We start from the raw sequence: 13,573 nt of genomic DNA on the forward strand, positions 1-13,573 counted from the left end.
AATAATGCACTTAAGAATAAAACAGGCAATGACCGGGGAGGGTATTGACCGGCTTCAACCTGAAACCAGTTCTCTTTTAAAAAAACGTTTTCGGCTAAGTGATGTACTGGCCGAATATGTTATTAAATCGGTTGCATTCCTGTCGATCACCTTTGTTGCGCTTATTTTCATTTTCGTTTTCAGGGAAACATTACCTCTTTTTCACCGGTCAGGTCAGCCAGTGGTGAAGGAACAGGAAAGCCAGACTGCGGGAAATGAATCGCTCAAACCCGAAAGTTACGGTTCAGGCGATGAAGATCTCAAACCCGAAACCTACGGGGCCGAATCAGAGTCACTGAAGCCTGAAACTTACGGGGCCGAAGAAGTCCTTCAGCCGGAAACCTACGGATCAGTGGAAACTCCGGATAACATGGCCATTTATAATGAAGAACCGGTCACCCTTAACGAAAGCAACCGAAGTGCCATTTCAACACTGTTGTCAAAAGACTGGCAACCCGTTTCGGATAACCCGAGGTTTGGGTTGCTGCCTTTATTTTTAGGTACCTTCAAGGTAACCATTATCGCCATTTGTTTTGCCGCTCCTTTAGCGATACTTGCAGCCATATACACTGCCATATTCGCCCCGCCAAAATTGCGTGAAGTCATTAAACCCGCCATCGAACTGCTGGCAGGTTTCCCGTCGGTTGTAATCGGTTTTTTCGCTCTTATGGTCCTGGCTTCGTTTTTCCAGGATGTATTCGGTTACTCCAGCAGGCTTAACGGGTTTGTGGGAGGAATTGCAATGGCCCTGGCTGCCATTCCTGTAATATATACCCTCACCGAAGATGCCCTTTCCTCGGTTCCTGCAACTTATATGGAAGCCAGCCTTGGTCTGGGTGCCAGTTTGAGACAAACCGCTTTCCAGGTTTTGCTTCCTGCAGCAACACCGGGTATATTCGCCGCAGTGATCCTGGGGATCGGCCGTGTATTCGGAGAAACCATGATAGCGCTTATGGCCACGGGAAATGCTGCTTTAATTTCAATAAATCCATTTGATTCGGTAAGAACGCTTTCTGCCACTATAGGTGCCGAAATGAATGAAGTGGTTTTCGGAGATACCCATTACAGTGTACTTTTTCTGATCGGGTCGCTTCTGTTCATTTTCACTTTTACACTTAACGCATTGGCCGAATTCTATTTCCGCAACCGGGTAATCAGACGCTTCCAGGGAAAATAACATGAAACGACCAGGACGAAATACATGGGATAAAATTGCTACTGCAGTAACGGCAACCAGCGTGCTGTTAATCCTTTTCATTATCACTTCCGTACTCGTGATTACAATTTCAGGCGGTTGGAACACCCTTTCATGGGAGTTTCTCACCCAATTCCCCAAAGAGGGGATGACAAAGGGTGGGATATTCCCGGCAATTGTAGGTACCGCATTAATGACTCTGATTATGACGCTGGCAGCGGTTCCACTGGGGGCAATAACAGCGGTTTACCTTGCTGAATATGCGTCGGAACATTCTGTTTTTGCCAAAACAATCCGTTTTGCCGTAAAAACACTGGCCGTTGTACCCTCAATTATTTTCGGCCTTTTCGGTCTTGGATTCTTTATAAAATTTATTGGTTATCACATTGACTCCGCTTTTTACGGTGGTCAGTCACACTGGGGCCAGCCTAACCTGCTATGGGCAAGCCTTACAATGGCACTGCTTACACTGCCCATTGTAATTGTATCGGTTGAAGAATCGATCCGCACTGTGCCCCGTGAAATGCGTGAAGCAAGCCTTGCACTCGGTGCCACAAAATGGCAAACGATAAAAAAAGTCGTCATTCCCGGGTCGCTTTCAGGAATCCTTACCGGAACCATACTTGCCATTAGTCGGGGTGCCGGAGAGGTTGCTCCCATTTTATTTACCGGCGCCGCCTATTACCTGGCCGATATACCGCATAAAATGAGTGAACAATTCATGTCACTTGGCTATCATATATATATCATGTCGACCCAGTCAACCAACGTGGACGAGACCCTTCCGATCCAGTTTGCCACCACTCTGGTACTGTTGCTGCTTACATTCTCACTGAGCCTGATAGCGGTGTTTTTGCGCTATCGTATCAGAAAAAAAGCGAAAAGATGAAAGATCAGAAAGAAACAAAAATCAGTGTTCGTGACCTCTCCGTATTTTACGGCGCCAATAAAGCGCTTAAGAATATTTCAATGGAAATACCTGAAAAGAAGGTGACCGCATTTATCGGGCCTTCGGGTTGCGGGAAATCAACCTTTCTCAGGACACTTAACCGGATGAATGATCTTATCGATTCGTTCAGGGCTGAAGGTGAGGTGCTTATTGACAATGTCAATATATACCAGAAAAACATTGATGTGGTAAACCTGCGGAAAAAGGTGGGAATGATCTTTCAGAAATCAAATCCTTTTGCCAAATCGATTTATGAAAATGTGGCATACGGGCCGAAAATTAACGGGATAAACGACAGGAAAAAACTGGATGAGATCGTTGAAACATCGCTGAAACAGGCAGCCATATGGGATGAAGTGAAAGATAGGCTTTCGTCATCGGCATTGAGTTTATCGGGGGGACAACAACAGAGAATATGCCTGGCCCGCACTCTTGCTGTCAATCCGGATATCATTCTGATGGATGAACCGGCAAGTGCACTTGATCCGATTTCCACAGCCAAAATTGAAGAGCTGATCCATGAATTGAAGAACTATTATACGATAGTTATTGTCACCCATAACATGCAACAGGCAGCAAGAACAAGTGATCTTACGGCTTTCTTTTATCTCGGTGAACTGGTGGAAATGGAAAAAACTAAAACTATCTTTACGAATCCCGCTAAAAAACAAACAGAAGATTATGTCTCCGGTAGATTCGGATAATTGTTGTTTTGCTATTCACTAATGACTAATCACTAATCACTCAAAATATGCAATCATTCTTTGAGGCAGAGCTGGCAAAGCTCAAAAAGCGGATAATTAAAATGTTCAACCTGGTTGACGTGCAACTCGACAAGGCATCGCAGTCGCTGATGAACCAGGAATTCGAATATATCGACCTGGCGTTGCAGAACGAAAACCGGATTGACAAGCTCGACCTGAAGATCGATAAGCTCTGCCAGAAAATTTTTGCCCTTGCACAACCGGTTGCAACCGATCTGCGGTTCATCATGTCGTCACTCAGGATAGGAAACGAAATCGAACGGGTGGCCGATATTGCACTGGATATTATCAGCAGAGGTGAAACCGTAAAAAGGTACCCCACAATACTCGAAGAATACCGAGTACATGAATTGCTGGCTGATGTGGTGAGAATAAACAGGAAAACAATTGAATCATATACCAACAAGAACAATGAACTAGCGAAGGAAGTGATCTTGGAAACAAGAATAACCGGGGATGTATGTAAGAACCTTTTCAATGAAATTATAAGCCGGATGGCCGAAAAATCAGAGGTAATTACAATCGCCACCGATCTGATCCTTATCATACGGGATATTGAAAGGATTTCGGGGCACCTGAGCAATATAGCCGAATCGGTTGTTTTTATTGTGGAAGGCAAGCGCCTTCGTCATGCCGGTCTTCAGGCGCAGGACGAATAAAATCAAGATTGCGCTTTAAGCCGGTGAATTTTGTCCTTTTCACCGCTGAGCCCTTAAATAAGTTCCTGTATTTTTCTTCATCCATCTCATACCACTCTTCGTGTTTCATCTCAAGCAAGCCTTGAACGGGCTGCAGTTCCGGTTCGTTTAACGGGATTGCTTTTTTATTCCACGGGCAAACATCCTGGCAGATATCACAGCCGAAAACACGATTTTTAAATTGTCCTTTGAATTCGGGATTGATTTCTCCCTTATTCTCGATTGTAAGATACGAAATACACCGTCGGGCGTCAACCACTTTGGGTGAAACGATGGCTTTTGTAGGACAGGCAAGAATACAGCGGTTGCAGTCGCCGCAAAAATCAGGAATCGGTTTGTCGTAATATAAAGGAATATCTACAATCAGGGTACCGATAAAAAACCACGAGCCTTTAGCAGGAGAAATCAGGTTCGAATTCTTGCCTATCCAACCCAAACCGGAGCGGGCTGCCCAGGCCCGGTCGAGCACCGGGGCCGAATCTACAAATCCGCGGCCCTTTACCGGGGTAACCGATTGGTTTATGAACAATAAAAGAAGGTTGAGTTTTTTCCTGATGATGTCATGATAATCCTTTCCGAAAGCATACTTTGAAATAACAGGAGCATCAGGATCTGACTGCTGTTGATGCGGGAAATAATTCAGGATAACCGAAATAACCGACCGGGCGCCTTCAACAAGTTGAGTTGGGTCAACCCGCTTTTCAGCGTGGTTTTCCATGTATTGCATGCTTCCATGGTATCCCCTGTTAAGCCATTCGGCCAGGTGAACAGCATCATCGCCGAGCCTTTCAGCACGGGAAATTCCGCAATCATCAAATCCGAGCCTGATGGCTTCCGCTTTGATCATGGATGATTGGTTGTGCAGTTCATCCATGGCAAGGGATATTAAAGTTTCTTCTTAACCTCGGTGGTTTCGTATCCTTCAATGATATCGCCCACGCGGATATCGTTATAGTTCTCGATATTAAGTCCGCATTCCTGTCCGCTGACAGCCTCCTTAACGTCATCCTTATATCGTTTGAGTGAAGCCAGCATCCCGCTGAAGATAACAATACCATCGCGGATAATCCTGACTTTAGTGTCGCGCCTGATCTTTCCTTCCTTAACCATACAACCGGCGATTGTTCCGACTTTTGTGATCTTGAAAGTTTCAAGAATTTCAAGAGTGGCCACAATTTCTTCCTTGATCTCTGGTGAAAGCATACCTTCCATGGCTGATTTCAGCTCATTGATGGCGTCATAGATAATGGAGTACAGACGGATATCGATTTCTTCTTTTTCTGCAAGCTTCCTGGCCTGGAGTGAAGGACGAACCTGGAAACCGATCACAATGGCATTGGACGCCGCAGCCAGCAACACATCGCTTTCTGATATCTGTCCAACCGCCTTATGGATAACATTTACCTGGATTTCTTCATTGGAAAGCTTGATCAGTGAATCCGACAATGCTTCGATGGATCCGTCTACGTCACCTTTCACAATCACGTTCAGTTCTTTGAAGTTACCGATTGCAATACGGCGGCCGATTTCATCAAGTGTAATATGCTTTTGTGTCCTGAGGCCCTGTTCACGCAGTAATTGTTCGCGTTTGGTGGCAATGTCCTTTGCCTCTTTATCGTTTTCATACACATTGAACTTATCACCTGCCTGAGGTGCGCCATTCAGACCCAATACAAGTACGGGGTCGGAAGGACCGGCCGAAATGATTTTCTTGCCTCTTTCATCATACATGGCTTTAACCCTGCCGTAGTTGTGTCCGGCAAGCATGATATCGCCAATACTGAGAGTTCCGGCCTGAACAAGCACGGTTGCAATGTAACCACGGCCTTTGTCGAGTGATGATTCAATGATCGTACCTACAGCGCCCTTATCGGGATTCGCCTTGAGGTTCAGCATTTCAGCTTCAAGAAGCACTTTTTCAAGCAGCTCTTCGACATTCAATCCTGTTTTTGCCGAGATCTCCTGGCTCTGGAATTTCCCACCCCAATCCTCCACAAGGATATTCATTTTTGCAAGGTGTTCCTTTATCTTTTCAGGATTGGCTGTAGGTTTATCGATTTTGTTGATGGCAAAAACCATGGGAACGCCGGCGGCCTGGGCATGATTGATAGCCTCAGTGGTCTGGGGCATAATACCGTCGTCAGCTGCCACCACAATAATTGCCACGTCAGTGATCTGTGCACCGCGGGCACGCATAGCGGTAAAGGCTTCGTGACCCGGTGTGTCGAGGAAAGTTATTTTTCTTCCGTCTTTCAATTCAACGCCGTAGGCGCCGATGTGTTGTGTAATACCTCCTGCCTCACCGGCTATAACATTTGCATGACGGATATGGTCGAGCAGCTTTGTTTTACCGTGGTCAACATGGCCCATGACAGTAACAATCGGAGGACGGGGAACCAGCAATGCCGGATCCTCTTCCTCGTCTTCAATATCTTCCTGGGTATCCACCGTTACAAATTCCACCTTGTAGTCGAATTCCTCGGCAACAAGCACGAGAGCTTCCGCATCGAGTCTCTGGTTGATCGAAACAAACAATCCAAGGCTCATACAGGCAGCAATAACTTCGTTAACAGGCACATCCATCATCGTGGCCAGTTCATTCACAGTAACGAATTCCGTTACCTTCAGAATATTCTTTTCCTGTTCGCGTTTTTCTTCCTCGGCAAGATTGCGCTGTGTCTGCAAATCACGCTTTTCACGGCGGTATTTTGATCCTTTGGATTTCCCTTTTGCCGTCAGACGGGTATATGTATCCTTTATCTGCTTGTCAACATCCTCTTCGCTGATCTCAAAGCGATAGCCTTTACGCTTTTTCTTTTTCTTATTTTTATCATCAGCGGGCGGGTGTTGAGCCGGTTGTTTTTCAACGCTTACACGCTGTGTATCTTTCTTGATTCTCTTTCTTTTCTTTTTCTGACCCTGATCATCCGTTTCGGTATCCGAGCCGGGAAGGTTAATTTTTCCGACAACTTTTGGCCCGTTAAGCCTTTCCACATGGGTCTTCATCACCTCAGGCTGTTGCCTGTCCTGACGATTCTGCGAACCAGCCTGCTGAGGCCTTTCTTCCGGTTGATGATTTCTTTCTTCACGCGGTTGCTGCGCGGGCATGCGACTGCGTCTTTCCTTTTCAAGCTGCTCCCTGGTCTTCTTTGGCGGACGGGTCCGCTGATTCATTGAATCCAGGTCGATCTTGCCAACCACCTTTACTTCTACATCCTTAATCTCAGGCTTAATAAAATCTTCAACCGGTTCAGGACGAACTTCTGGCTGAGGTTCTTCAACAGCCGGCTTTTCAGGTTCAGGTGGTATTTCTTCTACGGTAGGAGGAGGAGGCGGAGGAGGAGGCGGAGGTTCAACCGGTTTCGGCGGTTTGACCTGGACTTCAGGTTCCTTTTTCTCTTCTTTTTCCTTCTCTTTTTCTACCGGCTTTTTCCTGGGTATAAGCTTATCCATATCGATCTTGCCCAATACATTGAGCTTGATCGTTTCTTTTTCAGTTGCAACTTTTTCAACTTCGGGTTCATGGTGTACAGCGGTTGCCCGTACATCTTTCACAAGCACTTCATCTTCTTCTTCAATCCGCTCCTGTTCCGATTCATGATGCATATCGCTGAGGGTAACAGTCTCCATCTTCTCCCGCTTATTGCGCAGATTCAGCTTTTCAGATTCCTTTTTCGCATTAAGATCTGTGTTGAATTCCTTCAACAGCATTTCAACCTGTTCGGATGTAATCTTCTCATTAGGATTTGAATCAATCTTCACACCCTTTTTATGTAGGAATTCCACAATGGTGGATATACCCACATTGAGTTCCCTTGCTATTTTACTTAATCGTGTTGTTTTAATATCTGACATCCGCGGATTTTAGTTGATTTGCAATCGCCAAAATTAGTAAATCCTCTGATATATAAATATACTGCTTAATTATTCGAATTCTGCCTTCAGAATTTTCAGTACTTCTTTAATCGTTTCCTCTTCAAGATCGGTACGTTTAACGAGGTCTTCCATATTCAGGTTCAGCACGCTGCGGGCCGTATCACAACCTATGGCTTTGAACTCGTCAATGATCCATCCGTCGATTTCATCGGCGAATTCTTCGAGGTTCACATCTTCTTCATCGGCGTAATCGGTTTCGCGATATACATCGATTTCATAACCTGTTAGCTGGCTGGCAAGCTTGATATTCAAACCGCCTTTCCCGATGGCAAGCGAAACTTCGTTGGGCTTCAGGTATACATCCGCCTTCTTGTTTTTTTCATCGATCTTCAGCGATGAGATCTTTGCAGGGCTCAGCGCACGGGTTATGTAAAGCTGAAGGTTGTTTGTATAATTGATTACATCGATATTCTCATTCTTAAGCTCCCTGACAATGCCGTGAATCCTTGATCCTTTCATACCTACGCAGGCACCTACGGGATCGATTCTCTCGTCATAGGATTCCACAGCTACCTTTGCCCTTTCGCCGGGGATACGGACAATTTTCTTAATAATAATGAGTCCGTCAAATATTTCAGGAACTTCAAGTTCAAAAAGCCTTTCAAGGAAGATTGGTGAGGTTCTTGAAAGGATAATGAGAGGCGTGTTATTTCTCATCTCCACTCTTACAACCACAGCTCTTATACTGTCGCCTTTTCTGAAATAATCGGTCGGTATCTGTTCTGCTTTAGGAAGGATCAGTTCGTTTCCTTCTTCATCAAGAACAAGGATTTCACGTTTCCATACCTGGTAAACTTCTCCTGTAATAATATCACCGATGCGGTCACGGTATTTCTGGAAAATATTGTTTTTCTCAAGATCAAGAATTCTTGCTGTCAGGTTCTGCCTGAGTGCCAGAATAGCTCTGCGGCCAAAGTCAAGCAGCTTAACCTCATCAGTTACCTCTTCTCCCACTTCATAATCATCGTCAATGAGCTTTGCCTGTGAAAGCGACATTTGTGTATTGGGATCAGTAACTTCGCCGTCTGCCATTACCTCACGGTTTCTCCAGATTTCAAAGTCACCTTTGTCGATATTGATGATTATATCGAAATTGTCGGCCGATCCGAACATTTTAATAAGCATTCCCCTGAACACATCCTCGAGAACACTCATCATGGTTGCACGGTCAATACTCTTTAACTCTTTAAATTCAGAAAAGGTCTCAATTAAATTAAGGTTTTCCATTGTTTTTAAATTACTTTTTTAAACTAATAACCACTTTAGCCGATTTTATCTCATCCGTTTTTATCTCCAACTGCTGTAATTCTTTTTTCTTCTTACCTTTTTCTTTTATCGTAATTTCTGTCTCCAGCCTGATTACACCGTCATCCGTTCCGGTCAGCTTTCCTGAAACCTTTCTTCCGTCAGTGTACAAAACATCAAGGAAACGGCCGATATTCTTAACAAACTGTACCGGCAATTTTAAAGGCCTGTCCAAACCGGGGGAAGAAACTTCAAGTTCAAAATCCTCAGTGTTTCTGTCGAGCCTGTTTTCAAGATGCCTGCTCAGCGATATACACTCCTCTAATTTAACGCCCTCCAAGCTGTCGACGTATACCGCAATCCTGTTACCCGGACTGATCACCACATCCACAATAAACAGGTTGAGCCGGTTGACTTCCTCTTCAAGCAGATCCCTGATTGTAGCCGCATTGATCATGGTTCAGTATTGCAACAAAATAGGGGACTGAAAGCGTCCCCTATCCTGTGAAATTCTGGGCAAAGATAATACTATTAATGAGAAATACAAAGAAAAGCTTCGTCATTGCGAGGAGCTTGTTAAAGCTCTGATTATAAAATGTATTCAAGTCGACGAAGCAATCTGCCCGCACAGGAAGATCGATGCAAAAGGCCAAGCCATCGTCATTGCGAGGAGCGGGAAAAATCAATGATTATACCTTAAAATAAAGCGACGAAGCAATGACGAGGTTTTGCCAGTATCCAGCATCCAGCATCCGGCATCCAATATCCAGTATCTGTTTTAAAAATCATTGATTATTTCCAATATTATTCTCTATTTTGTGTTTTTACTACAGATCTGCAGATCAGTAAATGGAAAATACCTCCAATATCAACAAACGCAAAATTGTAAATGATCCGGTTCACGGTTTTATCATCATTCCCGGGGATTTCATTTTTGATCTGCTCGAACATCCTTACCTGCAGCGATTACGCAGGATAAAACAGCTTGGCCTTACCAGTTTCGTGTATCCCGGGGCAGTTCATACCCGCTTCCAGCATGCACTCGGCGCTGTTTTTCTTATGGTGCAGGCAATTGATAACATCAGGCTAAAAGGCACTGAAATTACTGTTGAAGAAGCAGAAGCCGTTACAGCCGCAATTCTCCTGCATGATATCGGACACGGCCCGTTTTCCCATGCCCTGGAAGAAAGTATCATTCCCGGCCTCACCCATGAAGATCTTTCCGTTCTGCTGATGAACAACCTTAACGAGGAGTTCGGCGGAAGGCTCGACATGGCCCTTAGCATTTTCAACAATACATACCCCAAGAAGTTCCTTCATCAGCTGGTTTCGGGACAGCTTGACATGGACAGGATGGATTACCTGATACGCGACAGCTTTTTTGCCGGTGTGGCCGAAGGTACAATCGGTACGGAAAGGATTATCAAAATGCTCAATGTCGTCAACGACCAGCTTGTCATTGAAGCCAAGGGCATTTATTCGGTGGAAAAATTCCTGATTGCGCGGCGGTTGATGTACTGGCAGGTATATTTCCATAAAACAGTCATTGCTGCCGAAAATCTGCTGGTTCAGGTTCTGAAACGGGCTAAATCAATGGCATCGCAGGGACTTGACCTTTACACTACACCATCTCTCGGGTATTTTCTTGATAACGATTTCACGCATGAAAACATTGACCTATACTGCGACGAAATCCTTGAAAATTTTTCAAACCTGGATGATGATGACATTATGGTATCCGCCAAAGCCTGGATGCGCCATTCCGACCCGGTTCTTTCACTTCTTTCGGGTAACCTTATCCGCCGAACCCTTCCCCGGGTAAGGATCAGCGATAACCCGTTCGAAGACGAAAAGATTGCGGAATTGAAAAAATCAGCTACGGATTCATTCAACCTGTCTGATAGTGATGCCGGTTACCTTGTTTTTACCGGTCTGATTTCAAATATGGCCTATAATGAAAAGGCCGATACCATAAAAATTCTTTATAACACAGGCGAGATGAAGGATCTTTCTGAAGCTTCTGATATATTTCACCTGCAGAAACTGATGGAAACCAAAAAAAAATATTTTCTTTGTTACCCCAAAGTTCTTGGGTTTTAATTATTAATTTTGATATTGGCGTAAAACATTTAAATAATGAAGGTTACCGCTAAAATGGTTGCCGAGTTTACCAGAGGTGAATTAATAGGCAATGCCGAGGAAGTAATTACTGACGTCTCAAAAATTGAAGAAGGCCGCAAAGGAACACTGGCTTTTCTGGCTAATCCGAAATATGAAAAATATCTTTACACCACCGAAGCCTCAGTGGTACTGGTGAGTAAGGAATTTCAGGTAAATAATGATCTTCAAACCACTATAATTAAGGTCGACAATGCATATGATGCCTTTACTTCGCTTCTGGAGCTGTATGCAAAAATGACTGAAGAGAAAAAAGGCATTGAGCAGCCCTCTTTCATTGATCCCACAGCCAAAATCGGAGAAAACGTATATATTGGTGCTTTTGCTTATGTGGGCCCGGGCGCTGTAATCGGTAATAATGTAAAACTATACCCTCAAACCTATGTAGGTGATTACACCCAGATCATGGATAATTCCGTGCTGTATTCCGGTGTGAAAGTGTATCACGGCTGTTATGTAGGCCGAAATTGCACGCTTCATTCGGGGGTGGTTATCGGCGGTGACGGTTTCGGGTTTGTACAGCAACCGAATCAGCAGTATCGCAAAATTCCCCAGGTTGGCAATGTGATTCTCGAAGACAATGTGGAAATTGGCTCCAATACAACAATTGACAGGGCTACAATGGGGTCCACTATCATCCGCAAGGGTGTGAAATTTGATAATCTCATCCAGATCGGTCACAATGTTGAAGTAGGTGAAAATACAGCGATCGTTTCCCAGGCCGGAATTGCCGGATCAACAAAAGTTGGCAGTAACTGTCAGATCGGAGGACAGGTAGGACTGGCAGGCCATCTGAAAATCGGGGATAATGTAAAAATCGGCGCTCAATCGGGTGTTACAAATGATCTGAAAGACGGTGACACGGTTTTGGGATCACCTTCCCTGGATGTAACCAGGCAGGTAAGAGCGATGATTATATATAAATCTCTTCCGGAGATGAGCAAGAAAATCGCCGAACTGGAAAGACTTGTAAAAGAGTTAAAGGATAAAGCAGTCGGCAATTAGAGACGACTTAATTCCGTTATCTGTTATGTATAGTTTTACAGACGCAATATTTTGCGTCTCTACGAATTCACATACATCATCTTGTGATTTAATTATTTTTTATAATTTCGCCCTGTTTTTTCGTGTGTTCTATTTTTGAAATCAATTATAAATGACTGAAAAGCAAAGAACTGTTGCTAAACCCATAAGTTTTAAAGGCAGAGGATTACATTCCGGAGTTGAAGTAGAAGTTACCATAAATCCCGCACCGGAAAATCACGGATACCAGTTCAGAAGAAACGACCTTGAAGGAAATCCACTTATCAAAGCCGTTGCTGAAAATGTAAAAATAACCGAGCGCAGCACTACGCTGGTAGATAAAAATGCATCGGTTACCACAGTTGAACACTTGCTTGCTGCACTTTATGGTATGGGCATTGACAATGCCCTTATGGACATTAACGGTCCCGAAGTACCTATCCTTGATGGCAGTGCAAAGCCCTTTGTGGAAGGGTTACGCTCTGCTGGCGCTACAGAGCAGAACGCCGACAGAGTGTATTACTCAATTCGTGAAAAAATCGAATACAGGGACGAAGCAAAAGGCATTGAGCTGGTGGCATACCCCGATGATAATTTCATGGTGGACGTTCATATCGATTTCAATTCAAGGGTTGTCGGCAACCAGTTTGCTTCAATGAAAAACATCAGTGAGTTTGAAGAAGGCTTTTCTTCATGCCGTACTTTTGTTTTCCTTCATGAAATTGAATTCCTTCAGAAAAATAACCTCATAAAAGGCGGCGATCTCGATAATGCCATTGTAATCATTGATCGCAGCGTTACCCAGGAAGAAATTGACAGGCTTGCCGTGCTGTTCAATAAACCTACTATGAAGGTAAAACCGGAAGGCATCCTGAACAATCTCGATCTTTCATTTGCGAACGAGCCGGCACGGCATAAACTGCTGGATGTGATCGGCGATCTTGCTCTTTGCGGCGTTCGTCTTAAAGGCCGTATCATTGCCAATAAACCCGGGCATACAGCCAATGTTGAATTTGCGAAAATTCTAAGGCAGGGAATAAAGGCAACTCATAATAAGCCTGTACCTCCAGCATACGATCCGGATAAAACACCGCTTTTTGATATAAACCAGGTAAAGAAAATATTACCGCACCGGAATCCGTTCCTTCTTGTGGATAAAATAACCTACATGGACGAATGGGTGGTAACCGGTATCAAAAACGTAACAATGAACGAATCGTTTTTTGTCGGTCACTTTCCTGAAGAACCTATCATGCCGGGCGTACTACAGATTGAAGCACTGGCACAGGTTGGCGGTGTACTGTTACTGAGTTCTGTTCCTGATCCTGAAAATTACCTGCTGTACTTTATGCGTATTGATTCGGTGAGGTTCAAACGCAAGGTGGTACCGGGTGATACGCTGAACATCCGCATGGCACTTACTGAGCCCATCAAACGGGGGATTGCTCTTTGCAAAGGCGAAGGCTTTGTAGGCGATACAATGGTTATTGAAGCTGCTTTTATGGCTCAGTTGGCCAAAAAGCCCAAGGCTTGATTTTATTGATAA

11 protein-coding genes are annotated in these 13,573 nt (G+C 44.4%); 7 read left to right on the forward strand and 4 right to left on the reverse strand.

Going from position 1 to position 13,573, the window contains the following annotated elements; all coding sequences use genetic code 11:
* The first annotated feature begins 4 nt into the window (after positions 1-4).
* From pstC to phoU, 4 genes are read left to right on the forward strand one after another with little or no spacing between them, the layout of a single operon-like run.
* A complete protein-coding gene (gene pstC, locus VK179_07520) occupies positions 5-1,216 on the forward strand; it encodes a phosphate ABC transporter permease subunit PstC (protein ID HLO58574.1) in 1,212 nt (403 codons plus the stop codon).
* A gap of 1 nt (position 1,217) precedes the next feature.
* The gene (gene pstA / locus VK179_07525; GenBank protein ID HLO58575.1) at positions 1,218-2,123 is read left to right on the forward strand and encodes a phosphate ABC transporter permease PstA; all 906 of its coding nucleotides are present in this window, start codon (positions 1,218-1,220) and stop codon (positions 2,121-2,123) included.
* A complete protein-coding gene (gene pstB, locus VK179_07530) occupies positions 2,120-2,887 on the forward strand; it encodes a phosphate ABC transporter ATP-binding protein PstB (protein ID HLO58576.1) in 768 nt (255 codons plus the stop codon). The genes pstA and pstB overlap by 4 nt, the downstream gene beginning before the upstream one ends.
* A gap of 47 nt (positions 2,888-2,934) precedes the next feature.
* Positions 2,935-3,606, forward strand: coding sequence for a phosphate signaling complex protein PhoU (gene phoU / locus VK179_07535; protein HLO58577.1), 672 nt, complete (start codon positions 2,935-2,937; stop codon positions 3,604-3,606).
* Here the strand turns inward: phoU and queG are convergent.
* The 4 genes from queG to rimP all read right to left on the reverse strand — a co-directional run bounded on the left by queG (position 3,551) and on the right by rimP (position 9,283).
* Positions 3,551-4,519: a tRNA epoxyqueuosine(34) reductase QueG gene (gene queG, locus VK179_07540; protein ID HLO58578.1), complete on the reverse strand. Its 969-nt coding sequence runs from the start codon at positions 4,517-4,519 to the stop codon at positions 3,551-3,553. The two genes, phoU and queG, sit on opposite strands and share 56 nt — an antisense overlap.
* A gap of 11 nt (positions 4,520-4,530) precedes the next feature.
* Positions 4,531-7,500, reverse strand: a complete 2,970-nt coding sequence (gene infB, locus VK179_07545) for a translation initiation factor IF-2 (protein HLO58579.1) — start codon at positions 7,498-7,500, stop codon at positions 4,531-4,533.
* A gap of 69 nt (positions 7,501-7,569) precedes the next feature.
* Positions 7,570-8,808 (reverse strand): transcription termination factor NusA, encoded by a 1,239-nt coding sequence (gene nusA, locus VK179_07550; GenBank protein HLO58580.1) that lies wholly within the window; start codon positions 8,806-8,808, stop codon positions 7,570-7,572.
* A gap of 10 nt (positions 8,809-8,818) precedes the next feature.
* The gene (gene rimP / locus VK179_07555; protein ID HLO58581.1) at positions 8,819-9,283 is read right to left on the reverse strand and encodes a ribosome assembly cofactor RimP; all 465 of its coding nucleotides are present in this window, start codon (positions 9,281-9,283) and stop codon (positions 8,819-8,821) included.
* Positions 9,284-9,675: 392 nt separating this feature from the next.
* On the opposite strand from rimP, the gene VK179_07560 reads away from it, so the two are divergent.
* The 3 genes from VK179_07560 to VK179_07570 all read left to right on the forward strand — a co-directional run bounded on the left by VK179_07560 (position 9,676) and on the right by VK179_07570 (position 13,561).
* On the forward strand, positions 9,676-10,926 hold the full coding sequence (locus tag VK179_07560) for an HD domain-containing protein (protein ID HLO58582.1): 1,251 nt from the start codon (positions 9,676-9,678) through the stop codon (positions 10,924-10,926).
* A 36-nt stretch (positions 10,927-10,962) separates the two neighbouring features.
* Positions 10,963-12,009, forward strand: coding sequence for a UDP-3-O-(3-hydroxymyristoyl)glucosamine N-acyltransferase (gene lpxD, locus VK179_07565; protein HLO58583.1), 1,047 nt, complete (start codon positions 10,963-10,965; stop codon positions 12,007-12,009).
* A gap of 151 nt (positions 12,010-12,160) precedes the next feature.
* Positions 12,161-13,561 carry a bifunctional UDP-3-O-[3-hydroxymyristoyl] N-acetylglucosamine deacetylase/3-hydroxyacyl-ACP dehydratase gene (locus tag VK179_07570; GenBank protein ID HLO58584.1) on the forward strand — a complete coding sequence of 467 codons (1,401 nt, stop codon included), beginning with the start codon at positions 12,161-12,163 and terminating at the stop codon, positions 13,559-13,561.
* Positions 13,562-13,573: the final 12 nt, after the last annotated feature.

The organism is Bacteroidales bacterium, assembly GCA_035299085.1.
In the GTDB taxonomy this organism is placed as follows: domain Bacteria; phylum Bacteroidota; class Bacteroidia; order Bacteroidales; family UBA10428; genus UBA5072.

Bases quoted from the DNA above. Each gene is read 5' to 3' on its own strand.
- pstC (HLO58574.1), top strand. From the start codon at position 5: ATGCACTTAAGAATAAAACAGGCAATGACCGGGGAGGGTATTGACCGG.
- pstA (HLO58575.1), top strand. From the start codon at position 1,218: ATGAAACGACCAGGACGAAATACATGGGATAAAATTGCTACTGCAGTA.
- pstB (HLO58576.1), top strand. From the start codon at position 2,120: ATGAAAGATCAGAAAGAAACAAAAATCAGTGTTCGTGACCTCTCCGTA.
- phoU (HLO58577.1), top strand. From the start codon at position 2,935: ATGCAATCATTCTTTGAGGCAGAGCTGGCAAAGCTCAAAAAGCGGATA.
- queG (HLO58578.1), bottom strand. From the start codon at position 4,519: ATGGATGAACTGCACAACCAATCATCCATGATCAAAGCGGAAGCCATC.
- infB (HLO58579.1), bottom strand. From the start codon at position 7,500: ATGTCAGATATTAAAACAACACGATTAAGTAAAATAGCAAGGGAACTC.
- nusA (HLO58580.1), bottom strand. From the start codon at position 8,808: ATGGAAAACCTTAATTTAATTGAGACCTTTTCTGAATTTAAAGAGTTA.
- rimP (HLO58581.1), bottom strand. From the start codon at position 9,283: ATGATCAATGCGGCTACAATCAGGGATCTGCTTGAAGAGGAAGTCAAC.
- VK179_07560 (HLO58582.1), top strand. From the start codon at position 9,676: ATGGAAAATACCTCCAATATCAACAAACGCAAAATTGTAAATGATCCG.
- lpxD (HLO58583.1), top strand. From the start codon at position 10,963: ATGAAGGTTACCGCTAAAATGGTTGCCGAGTTTACCAGAGGTGAATTA.
- VK179_07570 (HLO58584.1), top strand. From the start codon at position 12,161: ATGACTGAAAAGCAAAGAACTGTTGCTAAACCCATAAGTTTTAAAGGC.